The organism is Variovorax sp. 01T432 (genome assembly GCF_056398605.1).
Genome location: NZ_JBFTPS010000003.1, coordinates 35,349 through 51,155, shown reverse-complemented (window position 1 = coordinate 51,155; position 15,807 = coordinate 35,349). Strand labels below are relative to the sequence as shown.

7 protein-coding genes are annotated in these 15,807 nt (G+C 70.4%); 3 read left to right on the top strand and 4 right to left on the bottom strand.

Annotated features, from left to right (window positions below; all coding sequences use genetic code 11):
* Nucleotides 1-217: 217 nt before the first annotated feature.
* From AC1DNF_RS03055 to hemC, 4 genes are read right to left on the bottom strand one after another with little or no spacing between them, the layout of a single operon-like run.
* Nucleotides 218-1,501 (bottom strand): heme biosynthesis HemY N-terminal domain-containing protein, encoded by a 1,284-nt coding sequence (locus AC1DNF_RS03055; protein WP_478147070.1) that lies wholly within the window; start codon nucleotides 1,499-1,501, stop codon nucleotides 218-220.
* Nucleotides 1,502-1,507: 6 nt separating this feature from the next.
* The gene (locus AC1DNF_RS03050; protein ID WP_478147069.1) at nucleotides 1,508-2,593 is read right to left on the bottom strand and encodes a uroporphyrinogen-III C-methyltransferase; all 1,086 of its coding nucleotides are present in this window, start codon (nucleotides 2,591-2,593) and stop codon (nucleotides 1,508-1,510) included.
* The gene (locus AC1DNF_RS03045; protein WP_478147068.1) at nucleotides 2,590-3,360 is read right to left on the bottom strand and encodes a uroporphyrinogen-III synthase; all 771 of its coding nucleotides are present in this window, start codon (nucleotides 3,358-3,360) and stop codon (nucleotides 2,590-2,592) included. Before AC1DNF_RS03045 ends, AC1DNF_RS03050 begins: the two co-directional genes overlap by 4 nt.
* 1 nt (nucleotide 3,361) lies before the next feature.
* On the bottom strand, nucleotides 3,362-4,309 hold the full coding sequence (gene hemC / locus AC1DNF_RS03040; RefSeq protein WP_478147067.1) for a hydroxymethylbilane synthase: 948 nt from the start codon (nucleotides 4,307-4,309) through the stop codon (nucleotides 3,362-3,364).
* Between the two features lie 53 nt (nucleotides 4,310-4,362).
* On the opposite strand from hemC, the gene ppc reads away from it, so the two are divergent.
* The 3 genes from ppc to AC1DNF_RS03025 all read left to right on the top strand — a co-directional run bounded on the left by ppc (nucleotide 4,363) and on the right by AC1DNF_RS03025 (nucleotide 15,803).
* A complete protein-coding gene (ppc, locus tag AC1DNF_RS03035) occupies nucleotides 4,363-7,230 on the top strand; it encodes a phosphoenolpyruvate carboxylase (RefSeq protein WP_478147066.1) in 2,868 nt (955 codons plus the stop codon).
* A 177-nt stretch (nucleotides 7,231-7,407) separates the two neighbouring features.
* Nucleotides 7,408-7,635, top strand: a complete 228-nt coding sequence (locus tag AC1DNF_RS03030) for a hypothetical protein (RefSeq protein WP_478147065.1) — start codon at nucleotides 7,408-7,410, stop codon at nucleotides 7,633-7,635.
* Nucleotides 7,632-15,803, top strand: coding sequence for a glycoside hydrolase family 94 protein (locus tag AC1DNF_RS03025; RefSeq protein ID WP_478147064.1), 8,172 nt, complete (start codon nucleotides 7,632-7,634; stop codon nucleotides 15,801-15,803). Before AC1DNF_RS03030 ends, AC1DNF_RS03025 begins: the two co-directional genes overlap by 4 nt.
* The last annotated feature ends 4 nt before the right edge of the window (nucleotides 15,804-15,807 follow it).

The window sequence follows — 15,807 nt, the reverse complement described above, 5'->3', positions numbered from 1 at the left end:
GCGTCGTGACCCCAAAATGAATACTTTTGCAAACAGTTACGACTGTACCTCAGGTGCGGGCGCGACTCCAAGCCTTTCTTGGCGTAGGTCATCGGACAGACGAAATTAGCACCGGAATCGGCAAAAAGCCCTGACAAAACGGAGTAGGACAGGCCCTACAACCGGCCGAGCGTACTATCAGATCGATAGCAGGAAAGCCTTGCCGACCCTTGCTATTTCAGGGGTTTTCCGTCTGCGCGGCGCGCTTCCAGGCCGCCGAGGCCTGGTCCGCGTCGTCACGTGCTTCTGCGAGTTGAGCCAGCGCCTGCCAGGCGCGGCGATGCAGGTTCGCATCCTGCAGGCCCAGACCCGCATGTGTAAGCAACTGTTGCGCCTTGCCCCACAGCTGCCGCTTCATGCAGGCCATGCCGGCCAGATACTGCAGATTGGCATCGCGCGGGTTGTTTCGCTGTGCCGATTCGATGCGTGCCAGCCAGTCGGCGTCGACCGAATCGAGCCCCGCCTCCAGCGCGCGGACGAGTTTCACACGCAAGGATTCACCCAGGCTCTGAGGCTGCTCGACCATGCGCTCCCAGACCGGCAGCAGCCAGGCGCGCGCCAGCGCGAGATCGCCCCGCAGCGCCACCATGCGCTGGGCGGCATGGATCGCGACCTCGGGCATCTCACGCTCCCCCGCCTCGCACTCGCCCCAGGCCCGCAGCAATTGCGCCGGATCGTGCGCGCCGCTGAGCAATTCGGTGGCCAGCCCCCGCACGATGCTCTGCGCGGCCGCATCCGAGAAGGCGCGATGCTTGGCCAGAAGCCTGGCGGTCTCGAGCGCTTCGAGCGTGCGCCGGTCCTGGCGCGCCGCCTTCAACCGAAGGCGCAAGGCGAGCGTGCGCCGCTGCGCGCCTTGCGGAAGTTCTTCGAGCCGCGCCAGCGCCCCCGGCGGATCGCGGTCCTCGAGCGCCCAGCGCGCGGCGCGCAGTTGCACGCCCTCACGCGTCTCGGGACTGGCAAGCACGCCCCGCTCGGCGCTCTCATTGAGCGCCAGTTGCAGATGCGCATCGCGCGCGGGCCTGTCCTGAAGAGCCTGCGCGCTTTCCGCCGCGAGCAGGTGCGCGAGCACGCGCACCTGCTGAGCCTGGGGAACGCGCGCGTCGAGCGCGGCGAGCGTGCGCTCCTGCGCCAGCGCGGCCAGCGAGGCCTTGCGCGCACGCGAAAAGCGCCCGGCCAGCAATTGAACCAGCGCGTCGAGCAAGGCCGCATAGAGGGCGCGCTCCTTCTGCTGCATCCGCCATTGCCGCGCCTGCTTCGGCAGCGAGAACAGCGCGGACAGGCCGCGCAATGCGACGTACAGCAGCACGAACGCCGCCAGCAGCAGGAGCAGCACGAGATTCAGCGACAGGTCGACCCGCCAGGGTGGCCAGAAAACGGTGATCGTGCCCTGGTTGTTGCCGGCAAACAGCGCCACCGCGGCTGCGGTGCCGAACAGGGCGAGGAACCAGAGAACCGCGCGCATGGCCGACTAGCGCCCGGCGGCGGCCGTCGCAAGCGCGGCCAGCGTTTCGTCGATGCGCGGCGGCACGCTCGCCTTGACCTGTGCCTGCAGTTGCTGCACCAGCGTGGCGGCCATCTGGACGCGGCGCGAGGCCGGATCGAAATAGCGATTGAGCGCCGCCGAAACGCTGGCGATCTCGTTGCGCGCCGTGTCGACCTGCCGCGACAGCACCGCCAGGCGGGCATTGAGCAGCTTGAGCTTGAGGTTCTCGCGCAGGAAGAAGGTCTGGTCGGGCGACAGCAGCACGGCCTCGGGCCGCTCGATGCGCCCGACGCGCAACAGCGAACGCGCTTCGCCGCGCACCTGCAGCAGGAAGCGCTGCCACCAGGGCGCGTCGGCCGGCACGGGCTCGGCCTGCCAGGCGTTCGGCCCCGCGCCGCGCACGGCGACGGCGTTCAGCGGCGGCAGGTCATCCACGCTGCGCATCAGGTCGTCGAGCTTCTGCAGCGCCTCGTCGTTGTCCGCACTGACGCTGCTGCGAAGGCGGTCGGCGTCGCGTTGCATCGCGCGCTGCAGGGGCCCGAGGCGCGGCTGCGCGGCGCGCGCGATACGCAGATCGCCCGCCTTGAGCGCCGCCAGCAGCGGCTGCACGTTGCCGGTGACCTGCGCCTGCTGCAGCGCGAGCCGCACGGCCGACTCGATGTCGACCACCAGGTTCTCGTCGCGCGAGCGCGACAGGCTTTGCATCAGCTCTTCGAGTTGCGCGCGCTGGAGCGCGACTTCGCCGACGCGGGTTTCGGCCAGCGCGAGCCGGGCCGCCGTGTCGCGCACCACCTCCTGGGCCTGGCGCGCCAGCGTGCGGGCCTCCAGGGATTGCGCCAGCGCCTCGCTGCTCTGGCGCGCGAGCTGCTCCTGCATGCCGCTGACCTTCTGCCAGAGCGTGATGGAGAGCACCAATGCGATGAGCGCGATGACAGTCAGCAGGGCCAGCGCGGCCCTCAAGAGAAGCTTCGCTGCCGCCGCATGAGGTGCCGCCTGCTGCATCGGCGCGGGCACCGGCGCGCGCATCGAGGGTTCCTGCAGGTTATCGTTCAAGACGGAGGCGTCGCTCATTCGAAGGATTCTATAGACGCGACCAGCGCGGACGTCGAAGGCTGCGAGATGCGCACCGAGCCGAAACCCGCCTCGGTCGCGGCCCTGGCGATGCGCTCATGAGTGGCGATGGCGCGCGCCGGCTGCCAGCGGGTGTCCGGCATGGCCTGGCGCAGATTGCCGATCGCTTCCGAACTGCTGAACAACCAGATCGCACCGCCGGCCGCGCCTTCGGCCGCAAGCCGCCGCTCGGCATCGCCGAATGTCGGCGCGAGCCTGCGATAGGCCACCACGGTATCGAGGGCGCCTCCCGCGGCGGCGACTTCGCGCGCCAGCCAGTCCCGCCCGTTCGCGCGGCCCAGCGCATCGCCGCCCCGGACGATCAGCACGCGCTTGCCTTCGCTCACTTGCGGATGCACGCACTTCCAGAGCGCTTCGGAATCGAACAACCCGGGTGCCGTGGGCGGCGCATCGATCGACGAGGCGGGCACGCCAGCGTCCCGCAGTGCGTGCATGGTGCCCGGCCCCGTCGCCCAGAAGCGCGGGCGGAAGGAAGATCCGTGGGCCTGCGCCCCGCGAAAGAAATGCTCGACGGCCGCGGCGCTCACGAACATGAGCGCGTCATAGTCGTCCATGCGTTGCCGGATGGCATGAAGCGGGCCCTGAACGTCGAGCGGCTCGATCGCGATCAGCGGCAGCGCCACCGCATCGATGCCGGCCGCGCGCAGATCGTCGACCCACCGCGCCGCCTCGCGCGCCGGTCGGGTGACGATCGCCCTTCCACCCATCTCAATGGGCGCCGGCGGCGCGCAAGATCCTCGCGGCACCCTCGCCCAACTCCGCCGCCTGCGCCAGGTCGGCCACGTCGGCCACCGAATGCACCCGAACCAGCGGCGCCCGTCCCTCGGGATCGCCCCAGGCCGCGTCGATGCGCAGCCCGGCGCCGCCCTGCCAGCGGGCATGGGCCGCGAGCGGCATCGAGCAACTGCCGCCCATCGCGCGGCTCACCGCGCGCTCGGCCGCGGTCGCGAGCCAGTCGGACAGCTTCGACAAGGGCGCCAGCAGCTCGATCAGGTCGCCGCGGTCGGCGCGCACCTCGATGCCGAGCGCGCCCTGCCCCGCCGCGGGCAGCATGGTGTCGGGTTCGAAGGCCGTGCGGATGCGGCTTTCCAGCCCCAGCCGCTTGAGTCCGGCGGCCGCGAGCACGATCGCGTCGTATTGCCCTTCGTCGAGCTTGCGCAACCTCGTGTCGAGATTGCCTCGCAGGGGCTCGATGCGCAGGTCGGGCCGCAGCGCCCGCAGCAGCACCACGCGGCGCAGGCTGGAAGTGCCGACCACCGCACCCTGCGGCAAGGCATCGAGCGACGCGTGGTGCGGCGACACCAGCGCATCGCGCGGGTCTTCGCGCTCCAGCACACAGGCGAGCGCGAAGCCCTCGGGCAGGTCCATCGGCACGTCCTTGAGCGAATGCACAGCGATGTCCGCGCGTCCTTCCTCAAGCGCCAGCTCGAGTTCCTTGACGAACAGACCCTTGCCGCCGACCTTGCTGAGGGAGCGGTCGAGGATCTGATCGCCCCGCGTCGTCATGCCCAGCAGGCCGACCGTGTGGCCCTGTTCTTGCAGCAAGCGCCTGACGTGCTCGGCTTGCCACAGTGCCAGGCGGCTTTCGCGCGTAGCGATCACGATGTTGCTCAAGGCCGTTTTCCAATGATGAGGGGGAGCGCGGGATGCTAGCATGTTGCGCCGCAACAACGCAGCGCCCGAGCCCCCACGACGAGGAGATGATTCGAATGAAGAAGACCCCTTCTGCCGCCGCAGCACGTGCGGCCGCACCCGCCGCCGCCAAGCGCAGGCAGAGCGACGACCAGCCGCTGATCGCCGACATCCGCCTGCTGGGCCGCATCCTCGGCGACGTGATCCGCGAGCAGGAGGGCGAAGACACCTACGCGCTGGTCGAGAAGATCCGCACCCTCTCCGTGGCCTTCCGGCGCGATGCCGACCACGCCGCCGACCGCGCGTTGAAGAACCTCCTCAAGGGCCTGAGCGCGGCCGAGACGGTGCGCGTCATTCGCGCCTTCACCTACTTCAGCCACCTGGCCAACCTGGCCGAGGACCGCCACCAGATCCGGCGCCGCACCGAAGCCGATCGCTCCGGCGAAAGCGCCGAAGGCAGCCTGGAGACCGCGCTCGCGCGCATCCGCAAGGCGGGCGTCAAGCCCGAGGCCGTCGTCGAGTCGCTGGCGCACAGCTATGTGTCGCCGGTGCTCACGGCCCATCCGACCGAAGTGCAGCGCAAGAGCATCCTCGATGCCGAGCGCGCCATCGCGCAGCTCATCACCGCGCGCGACGAGATCCAGCTGCGCCAGCATGCCTTCGCGGGCGGCAAGGATGCGCTGACGCCGCTCGAATACGCCGAGAACGAAACCCAGATCCGCATGCGCGTCACGCAGCTCTGGCAGACGCGCCTGCTGCGCTTCTCCAAGCTCACCGTGGCCGACGAGGTCGAGAACGCGCTCAGCTACTACGAGGCCACCTTCCTGCGCGAGATCCCGCGCGTCTATGCCGATCTCGAAAAGGCGCTGGGCCAGGACGGCAGCCTGCCGGCCATCGCCCCCTTCCTGCGCATGGGCCAATGGATCGGCGGCGATCGCGACGGCAATCCGAACGTGACGGCCGACACGCTCGACTACGCGCTGCGCCGCCAGGCCGAACTGGTACTGCGCCATTACCTGACCGAGGTGCACTACCTCGGCGGCGAGCTGTCGCTGTCGGCCACGCTGGTCGACGTGAGCATCGAGATGCAGGCGCTCGCCGAGCATTCGCCCGACAAGAACGAGCACCGCGTGGACGAGCCCTACCGCCGCGCGCTGACCGGCATGTATGCGCGCCTGGCGGCCACCTTGCGCGCGCTCACCGGCGGCGAGGCCGCTCGCCACGCGGTCGCGCCTCAGAACCCTTACACCCATGCCGATGAATTCCTCGCCGACCTGCGCACCATCGAGGCCTCGCTCGCCGTCAAGCACGGCAAGGTCCTGGTCGCGCAACGCCTCGCGCCTCTGATCCGCGCGGTCGAAGTCTTCGGCTTCCACCTGGCGACGGTGGACCTGCGCCAGAGCTCGGACAAGCACGAGGCCGTCGTGGCCGAACTGCTCGCCACCGCGCGCATCGAGCCCGACTACGCCGCGCTGACGGAAGAGGCCAAGCAGATGCTGCTGCTCGAGCTGCTCGACGACGCCCGTCCGCTGCGGGTGCCCGACGCCGAGTACTCGCCGCTGGCGCAGAGCGAGCTCGCGATCTTCGCCGAGGCACGCCGGTCCCGCGCCCGCTACGGCGCGGCGGCCATCCGCCACTACATCATCAGCCACACCGAGACCGTCAGCGACCTGCTGGAGGCGCTGCTGCTGCAGAAGGAGGTCGGCCTGCTGCGCGGCACGCTCGAGGACAACGCCACCTGCGACCTGATCGTCGTGCCGCTCTTCGAAACCATCGAGGACCTGCGCAACGCCGCGCCGATCATGCGGGCTTTCTACGGCCTGCCCGGCATCCATGCGCTCATCCAGCGCTCGGGGGCCGAGCAGGACGTGATGCTCGGCTACAGCGACAGCAACAAGGACGGCGGCATCTTCACCAGCAACTGGGAGCTCTACCGCGCCGGGCTGGCGCTGGCCGCGCTGTTCGACGAACTCAACGGCGAGGCTGGCCTGCCGATCCGGCTGCGCATGTTCCATGGCCGTGGCGGCACCGTCGGCCGCGGCGGCGGCCCGAGCTACCAGGCGATCCTGGCGCAGCCGCCTGGCACCGTGCGCGGGCAGATCCGCCTCACCGAGCAGGGCGAAGTGATCGGTTCCAAGTACGCCAACCGCGAGATCGGCCGGCGCAATCTGGAGACGCTGGTGGCCGCCACCCTCGAAGCCACGCTTCTGCCCGCGGCCAAGGCGGCGCCGGCGGCCTTCGTCGCGGCGGCCGGCGAGCTTTCGTCGGCCAGCATGGCGGCCTACCGCGCGCTGGTCTACGAAACGCCCGGTTTCGGCGATTACTTCTTCAGCGCCACGCCCATCCGCGAGATCGCCGAACTCAACATCGGCTCGCGCCCCGCGTCGCGCAATCCGAGCCGCAGCATCGAGGACCTGCGCGCCGTCCCCTGGAGCTTCAGCTGGGGCCAGTGCCGCCTCACGCTGCCGGGCTGGTATGGCTTCGGCTCGGCGATCGAGCAATTCCTCGCCGCGCCCGGCAATCCCGCCGCCCGCAAGGAGCGCCAGGCCCTCCTGCAGCGCATGTACGCGCAGTGGCCCTTCTTCCGCACGCTGCTGTCCAACATGGACATGGTGCTGGCCAAGAGCGATCTGGCACTGGCGTCTCGCTATTCCGAACTGGTGGCCGATCGCAAGCTGCGCCAGAAGGTGTTCTCGATGATCGAAGCCGAATGGCACCGCACCTCGGACGCCCTGACACTGATCACCGGCGCGAAGCAGCGGCTGGAGGGCAATGCGGACATGCAGCGCTCGATACGGCATCGCTTTCCGTACATCGACCCCCTGCACCATCTGCAGGTCGAGCTGATGCGCCGCTACCGGGCGGGGCAGGCGGAGGATCGCCTGCAGCGCGGGATCCACATGTCGATCAACGGCGTGGCGGCGGGATTGCGAAATACCGGCTGACGGCCCGGAGGGACGCCCTGTCCCGCGCGGGGGCAACAAGCCGCGTGCGCGTTCTCCTACACGAACACCCGCCGGAGCAATACGAGGGCTACTCCGGATGAGGAGTACCCTGTCCAGCACGTTCACAGCTCTCGCAATCGCGCGGCGGCTTAAAAGGTCGTTCACTGGAATCTCGCCATGTCTTCCCCGCACACGCTTGCCTCGCCCCGAATCTCGCACATCGACTTCGTCAGCAGTGACTTCGATGCGCTCGCCTCCCACATGCGGCATTGCGCCCGCGCGCGGGGGCGATGGTTCGCGGTGCGCAGCAGGCTGCAACGCGCACGCTCGATGGCCGCCGGTCACATCGTGACGATGGCTTGCATCGCAGCGGTTCTCGCCATCGGCCTGTTCGCGCTCGCTTGAGCGCCGCGGCAGTCGTCGACCGGCTCGACGGGCTGAGCCAGTACGCGCGCGATCTTCTTCTCGGTCCGCACGAGCCCGTCGAAGATCCCATCCGCGCCGAGCTGTTCGGCGCCCAGCGCTTCGAGCAGCACGGCCACAGCCTGGCGCGGGCGCAGATCGTCCTGAACGAAGCCCATCGCGGCGAGGCGACCCCCTTCTTTCCGCGCGTCGACAAGAACCTGGACTCGCTGCGCAGTGCCTTCGACTACATCGCACTGATTTCCCGCAGCGGGCGCTACGTGACGCCCGCGGCCGAATGGCTGCTCGACAACTTCCATCTGGTCGAGGCGCAGCTGCAGCAGATCCGAGAGGGCGTACCGCGCAGCTACTACGCGCGCCTGCCCAAGCTCGCGACGCCGCCGCTGGCCGGCCTCCCGCGGGTGTACGGCATCGCCTGGGCCTACGTGGCCCATACCGACAGCGTGCTCAACAAGGCGCTGTTCACCGCCTTCCTCAATGCCTACCAGGACATCGACGAACTCACGCTCGGCGAGCTGTGGGCGCTGCCGACCACCCTGCGGGTGGTTCTGCTGGAGAACCTCCGGCGCGTCGCCGAGAGCATCGCCGAGAACAAGGTGGCGCGCGAGGTGGCGCACGCGGTCTGGGACGCGGCCGAAACGCTTTCCTCGCAGGAGCTCGACGTTCTCTATCGCGCACTGCAGAGCCGCGGCATGCAGGAAAGCTACCTGACCCAGCTCTGGCAGCGCATGCCGATCGAGCACGCGGACAGTGCGCCCGCCCTGATGAAATGGACCGAGCAGCATTGTCCCAACGGGCCGGCCCTCATCGGCGATGCGCAGTCGGCGCAAGCGGCTGCCAACCTGACGGTCGGGAACATCATCACCACCCTGCGCATGATCGGCCAGGTCGAATGGGCGGACTTGATCGAACCCGTCAGCCGCTCGCTGCGGGTGTTGCGCGAGCTGCCCAGCTTCAGCCGCGAAAGCGAGATCACACGGCAGCAGATCACGCACGCGATGGAGCAGCTGGCGCGCGTCACCCGCAAGCCGGAGCGTGAAGTCGCGCAGGCGGTGGTGCGCCTGGCCTTCGAGGCGCTCCACGACGGCGCCATCGACGAGGGTGAAGAGACGCGCTGGTCGCAGGCCGACCGAACGGCCGGCTACTACCTGTTCGGGCAAGGGCGCTCGAAGCTCATTGCCGAGCTGCTGCCGGCGCGCGGCGAAAGCGCGGCACGCGCATTGCGCCGCCGCGCCGCGCCGCGCGCCTGGCGCCCCCCGCTCTACGGGATCGCCATTCTGGCGGTCACGGCCCTTCTGCTGGCGCAGACGGTGCATGGCCTGCACCGCATCGAATGGCCCGATGGCGGCTGGGCCACCCTTGCCGCGCTCGTGCTGCTCGCGTGGCCACTGTCCGAAGCGGTCATCGCCCTGGTCAATCGTGTCGTGGCCGAGTCCGTGCGCGTCCAGCCCCTGCCCCGGCTGGATTTCGCGCTCGGCATCCCGCAAGGGCACCGCGCATTGGTCGTCGTGCCCACGCTGCTGAGTTCGGTCGAGGCCAACCTGCAGCTCGCCGGTCGGCTGGAACTGCACTGGCTTGCCAACCGCGAGGACCATGCACAGTTCGCGCTGTTGACGGACTGGGCGGACGCCAAGGCGGAATCCATGCCCGGCGACGCCGCCCTGCTCGACGACGCGCTGCGGCGCATCGCCACTCTCAATGACATCTACCCGGCCCCGGACGGCGCGCCGCCGCGCTTCGTGCTGCTGCACCGCCCCCGGACCTGGAGCGAGACCGAACAGCGCTGGATGGGCTGGGAACGCAAGCGCGGCAAGCTCGAGATGCTGCTGCGCCTGCTCGCCGCAGGCGACGGCAGCGGCTTCCTGCCGCTCGCGCCGGGCCTGCGTCTGGCCGAACGCATCCCCTATGTGATGACGCTCGACAGCGACACCGGCCTGCCGCCCGGGGTGCTGCGCGAACTGGTCGCCGTCGCGGCCCACCCGCTGAACGCGCCGAAGATCGACGACGCCAGTCGCCGCGTCGTGGCGGGCTTCGGCATCTTCCAGCCGCGCATCGTCACGCCCTTTCCATTGCCGCAGGAGCGATCCCTCTTCCACTGGATGTTCGCCGGCCAGTGCGGCCTCGACCCCTACAGCAGCGGCGCCTCCGACATCTACCAGGACGTGTTCGGCAGCGGCTCCTTCACCGGCAAGGGCCTGCTCAACGTGCGGGCGGTCCATGCCACGCTCGACCGCCGCCTGCCCGACGGCGCCGTGCTCAGCCACGATCTGCTCGAAGGCACCATGGCGTGCTGCGCGCTGGTGAACGACCAGGTCCTGCTGGAGGACCACCCCCACCATTCCGGCGTGGCCGCGTCGCGCGTGCACCGCTGGACGCGCGGCGACTGGCAACTGCTGCCGCTGATGCTGCGCGCGCGGCGCTTCGGCATCGACGCGCTCGGCCTCTGGAAGATGAGCGACAACCTGCGCCGCGCGATGGTGGCGCCGGCCTGCGCCGCGCTGCTCGTCCTGGTGGTGTTCACGGATGCGATTCCGCTGTCCTGGGCGCTCGCTGCCGTCGCGGCGGCGCTGATGCTCGGCCCGATGCTCGGCGCGCTGGCGGGCCTGGTGCCGACCCGGCGTTCGATCGAGCTGCGCCACTTCTTCGACGTCGGATCGACCGAGCTGCTGCGCGCCATGGCCGGCACGGCCTGGCAATTCGTGCAGCTCGCGGCGCAGGCGCGCCTGCAGCTCGACGCGACGGCGCGCGCGCTGTGGCGCCTGGCCGCGAGCCGGCGTCATCTGCTCGAATGGACCACCGCGGCCCAGGCGCAGGCCCAGGCCCGCTATGGGCTGTCGGCCTTCCTGCGCGGCGGCGCGCTCACGAGCGCGGCGTGCCTCGCGCTGGCCCTGGCCGCGCTGTTCTGGAGCCCGCATCCCTGGCTGGGCGCAGCCCTGTTCGTCCTCTGGGCGCTGGCGCCGGTGGCCGCCTGGTGGAGCAGCCGAGTGCCGGCGCAGGACAAGGACGCGCTTCACCCCGATCACCGCGCCTACCTCGAAACCCTGGCGCGCGATACCTGGCGCTTCTTCGAACACGCGGTCGGCCCGGACGACAACCACCTGCCGCCCGACAACCTGCAGCTCGAGCCCGAACCGACCATCGCGCACCGCACATCGCCGACCAACATCGGCATGTACCTGCTCGCGAGCTGCTGCGCGCGCGAGTTCGGCTGGATCGACACGCCGGCGCTCACCGCACGGCTGAGAGCGACACTCGACACCGTCGATCGCCTCGACAAGCACCAGGGGCATCTCTACAACTGGTACGACACCCGGTCGCTCGGGATGCTGCCGCCCGCCTACGTGTCGAGCGTCGACAGCGGCAACCTCGCGGGCCATCTGGTGGCCGTCGCGCAGGCCTGCCGCGGCTTCGTCGCCGATGACAGTCCGAGCGTCGACGCCGAGCTCGAAGCCCTGGCCCTGCGCTGCGAGGCCTTGTGCGCGGGCATGGACTTCCGCGGCCTCTACGACGCCAAGCGCCACCTCTTCCACATCGGGCTGCGCGTCGAGGACAACGCGCTCGATGCCAGCTACTACGACCTGCTGGCCTCCGAATCGCGCCTGCTGAGCTTCCTCGCGATCGCCAAGGGCGATGTGCCCCGGCGCCACTGGATGGCGCTCGGGCGGCCCTTCATGTCGGTGGGCGTGCGGCCGGGGCTCAAGTCATGGTCGGGTTCGATGTTCGAGTACCTCATGCCCACGCTCGTGATGGACGAGCCCGCCGGCGGCCTGGTCCAGGTCGCGAACCTCGCCGCCGTCGCGGAGCAGCAGGCCTTCGGCAACGCGCAGAACCTGCCGTGGGGCGTCTCCGAGTCGGCCTACTTCGCGCAGGACCACTCGCTGGCCTACCAGTACTCGCCCTTCGGCGTGCCCCGGCTCGCGCTGCGGCGCACGCCGCCGGCCGACCGCGTGGTCGCGCCCTACGCCAGCATGATGGCCGCGGTTCTGGCACCCGACGATGCCGTGATCAACCTGCGCCTGCTCGAATCCCTGGGCGCACGCGGCGACTTCGGCTTCTTCGACGCGGTCGATTTCACCGTCTCGCGCCAGGCCGCCGGCCAGGCCTTCACCGTGGTGCGCAACTTCATGGCGCACCACCAGGGCATGTCGCTGGTCGCGCTGTGCAACGCCGTTCGCGACGGCGCGCCGCGCCGCTGGTTCGGCAGCGCGCCGCTGGTGCAGGCCCACGAGTCGCTGCTGCACGAGCGCACGCCGCGGCAGATCATCGGCAGCGCCGATCCGCGCACACCGCCCGAGCCCGCGAACGGCGAAGCGCCGCCCATCTTCCAGCCGCGCGTGGTCGACCCGATGGGCTCCGGCTTCCAGCCGACGCACCTGCTGTCGAACGGCCGCTACACCGTGGCCCTGCGTGCCAACGGCGCCGGCGTGAGCCGCTGGCGCTCCTTCAACGTGAGCCGCTGGCGCGACGACCCGCTGCGCGACGGCTACGGCAGCTTCTTCTACGTGCGCGACACGCACAGCCGCGAACTCAGCTCGCTGACCGCCCTCCCCGCCCCCGGCGCGGGCTGGCACTACCGCGCGCGCTTCCTGGCCGATCAGGTGCAGTTCGATTCGGCGGGCCCCGGCCTGCAGGCGCGCGTCACCGTGCTCATCAGCCCCGAGGACGACACCGAGCTGCGCACGGTCGCGCTGCACAACACCGGCAGCGAGACACGCACCCTGGAACTCATCTCGTATTTCGAGCCGGTGCTCTCCAACCCCAAGGCCGACGAGGCGCATCCTGCCTTCGCCAACCTCTTCGTCGAGAGCCGCTGGGAGCCAGGCTGGCGCGCGCTGCTGATGTCGCGCAAGCCTCGGCTGCACGGCGACCCCGTGGTGGCCGCGGCGCACTTCGTGGCGTCGGTGGACGCCCAGGTGCTGGCCGTCGACTGCATGACCGACCGGCGCGCCTTCATCGGGCGCAACCGCACGCTCGCCACGCCGGCCCTCGATGCGCAACCGCTCGCGCCGGACGGCACACGCGTGAACGGACTCGATCCGATTGCCTGCCTGCGCGTGAGCCTTTCGATCGCCCCGGGCGCCACGGCACGCGTGACCTTCGCCACGGCGGCCGGCGACAGCGTCGAGGACCTGATGCCCGTCATCGACCGCTATCTGCAGCCGATGCACGTGGAGCGCGCGACGCGCATGGCCGCCACGCTGGCACAGGTGCGCCTGCGCGACCTGAGCATCGATCCGGCCAAGAACCTCGCGCTGCAGGACCTCAGCACCATCCTCACCTACACCACGCCCCGCGTGATGCGCGACCGCGGGCTCATCGACCTGCGGCAGATCTGGCGCTTCGGCATCTCCGGCGACAAGCCCATCGTGCTGGTCTACATCCACTCCCTCACCGGCAAGGGCCTGGTGGACACGCTGCTGCGCGCCCAGCCGTGGTGGGGCTTCGGCGGCGTGGCCTGCGACCTGGTGGTGCTCAACAGCGAGCCGCAGTCCTACCTGATGCCGGTGCAGCGCGAGATCGAGGCACTGCGCGCGCTCGTCGCGCACCAGACGCAGAACAGCTTTCCGCGCAACGATTCGGCCGGCTTCTACCTGCTGCGCGACCAGGATGTCGTGCCCTCGGAGAAGGCCGCGCTGTCGAGCCTGGCACGCGCCGTCTTCACCGCCGACGGGCGCACGCTCGAAGCACAGGTGGCCGGCCTGCGCGACGCCATGGGCGAACGGCCCGAGCAAGATGGCGGCTCCCGGGTTGCGCTGTCGGCGCTTCCGGCCGCGGGCCAGCTCGCGGACGCGGCGAGCCCGCCGCAGGGGGACTTCGATGCCGCCAGCGGCGAGTTCCGTTTCGAGGTCGACCCGAACCGCCGCACCGCCAAGCCCTGGGTCAACGTGATCGCCAACGCGTCCTTCGGCTTCCAGGTTTCGGAATGGGGCACGGGCTTCACCTGGGCGGCCAACAGCCGCATGCACCAGGTCACGCCGTGGTCCAACGACCCCGTGCAGGACCCGGCCTTCGAGCACTACCTGCTGCAGGACCTGGACTCGCGCGAGCTGCTGCCGCTCACGCCGGCGGGGCGCGCCGGCGGCGCGGCCAGGCACCGCGTGCGCCACGGCCAGGGCTACACGGTGTTCGAGTGCCTGCACCGCGGCGTGGTCCTGGAGACCACCTTCTTCGCCGATCGCGACGACCGGATGAAGCTGGTGCAAGTGAAGGTCCGCAACGAAGGCGTCGGCACGCGCCGGATGCGCGCGCTCGCCATGGTCGAATGGCAACTGGGCGCCGCGCGCGGGGAACGCCGCACGGTACACACCTGGAAACCCGAGGACCTGCCCGCCGTGTTCGGCCAGCAGCGCGAATCGAGCGCCGGCTTCGGCGGCAACACGGCCTTCGTGATGATCGCCGGCTTGCAGGGCGTCACCGACTGGACCTGCGACCGCGGCGAGTTCTTCGCCGGCCGCGGCGCGGTCGAAGTGCCCGACGACCTGCTTCAGCGGGCGGGCAGCGGCCTCGATGCCTGCGCCGCGGTGGCCGGGGAGTTCAGCCTCGCGGCCGGCGAGAGCGCGAGCTTCACCTTCATGCTGGGCCATGCGGACGACGCCGAGGCCGCCATGGGACTGGCCCGGCGATGGCAGCAGCGCGACGTGGCCGAGGCGCTGGCACAGGCCCGTGCCTTCTGGGACGAACTCCTCGGCCGCCTGCAGGTGCGCACGCCGGACCCGCTGTTCGACGCGATGGTCAACCGGTGGCTCATGTACCAGACGCTGGTGTGCCGGCTCTGGTCGAAGGCCGGCTTCTACCAGGCGGGCGGCGCCTTCGGATTCCGCGACCAGCTGCAGGACGCCATGGCCTTCGCGGTGACCGATCCGGCGCGCCTGCGCGAGCAGATCCTGGTCAATGCCGCGCGTCAGTTCCCGGAGGGCGACGTGCAGCACTGGTGGCACATGCCCGGCGGCGCCGGCGTGCGCACGCATTTCTCGGACGACCTGCTGTGGCTGCCCTACGCGGCGGCGCACTATGTCGAGGCGACGGCGGACCGCTCGGTGCTGGACGAGGCCGTGACCTTCATCGACGGGCCGCAGATCCCGCCCGGCGCGGAGGACGCCTACTACGCGCCGCAGAGCAGCGGCCGCAGCGCCAGCCTGTACGAGCATGGCGCGCGCGCCATCGATCACAGCCTGGCGAGCGGCGCGCACGGCCTGCCGCTGATGGGCACCGGCGACTGGAACGATGGCATGAACCGCGTGGGCAACGAAGGCCAGGGCGAATCGGTCTGGCTCGCATGGTTCCTCTGCAGCGTGGTCGAGCGCTACGCGCCCTTTGCCGAGGCGCGCGGCGAACACGAGCGGGCGCAGCGCTGGCAGGCGTCGCGCCGTGGCTGGATCGCCGCCCTGCACGACGCCGGGTGGGACGGCGCCTGGTTCCGCCGCGCCTTCTTCGACAACGGCGCGCCGCTGGGTTCGTCGACCAACGAGGAGTGCCGCATCGACCTGATCGCGCAGGCCTGGTCGGTCCTCTCGGGGGCATCGGACGAGGCCCACATCGGGCCCGCGCTGGCCTCGATGAAGCAGCAACTGCACGACGAGCCCGCCGGGCTCCTGCGACTGCTGACCCCGCCGCTGGCGCATTCGGCCAACAACCCCGGCTACATCCAGGCCTACCCGCCCGGCGTGCGCGAGAACGGCGGGCAGTATTCGCATGCCGCCGTGTGGGCGCTCATGGCGCAGGCGCTGCATGGCGACCACGAGGACGCCTGGCAGAGCTTCGAAGGGCTGAGTCCCGCGCATCGCGCGCGCCACCCCGAACGCGGCCCGGCCTACGAGCTCGAGCCCTATGTCATGGCGGGCGACGTCTACAGCGCGGCGCCCTATGTGGGACGCGGTGGATGGAGCTGGTATACGGGCTCCGCGGCCTGGCTGCATCGCGCGGCCGTCGAGACGCTGCTGGGCCTGTCCGTGCGCGGGGACCAGCTTTCGCTCACGCCCCGCGTGCCAGCGCACTGGCCGGGCTTCGAGATCACGCTGCGGCTGGCCGGGCGCGAATTCCGCTTGCGCCACGGCGAATTGGAGGGGGCCGAACCGACGCACCGTGTCGCCGTCGGCGAGTGGATCATCTGGCGCCAGTTGCCCGACGGGGCCGTGCTGCGCGTGGGCTGATCCG

Bases quoted from the DNA above. Each gene is read 5' to 3' on its own strand.
- AC1DNF_RS03055 (WP_478147070.1), bottom strand. From the start codon at position 1,501: ATGCGCGCGGTTCTCTGGTTCCTCGCCCTGTTCGGCACCGCAGCCGCG.
- AC1DNF_RS03050 (WP_478147069.1), bottom strand. From the start codon at position 2,593: ATGAGCGACGCCTCCGTCTTGAACGATAACCTGCAGGAACCCTCGATG.
- AC1DNF_RS03045 (WP_478147068.1), bottom strand. From the start codon at position 3,360: ATGGGTGGAAGGGCGATCGTCACCCGACCGGCGCGCGAGGCGGCGCGG.
- hemC (WP_478147067.1), bottom strand. From the start codon at position 4,309: ATGCTAGCATCCCGCGCTCCCCCTCATCATTGGAAAACGGCCTTGAGC.
- ppc (WP_478147066.1), top strand. From the start codon at position 4,363: ATGAAGAAGACCCCTTCTGCCGCCGCAGCACGTGCGGCCGCACCCGCC.
- AC1DNF_RS03030 (WP_478147065.1), top strand. From the start codon at position 7,408: ATGTCTTCCCCGCACACGCTTGCCTCGCCCCGAATCTCGCACATCGAC.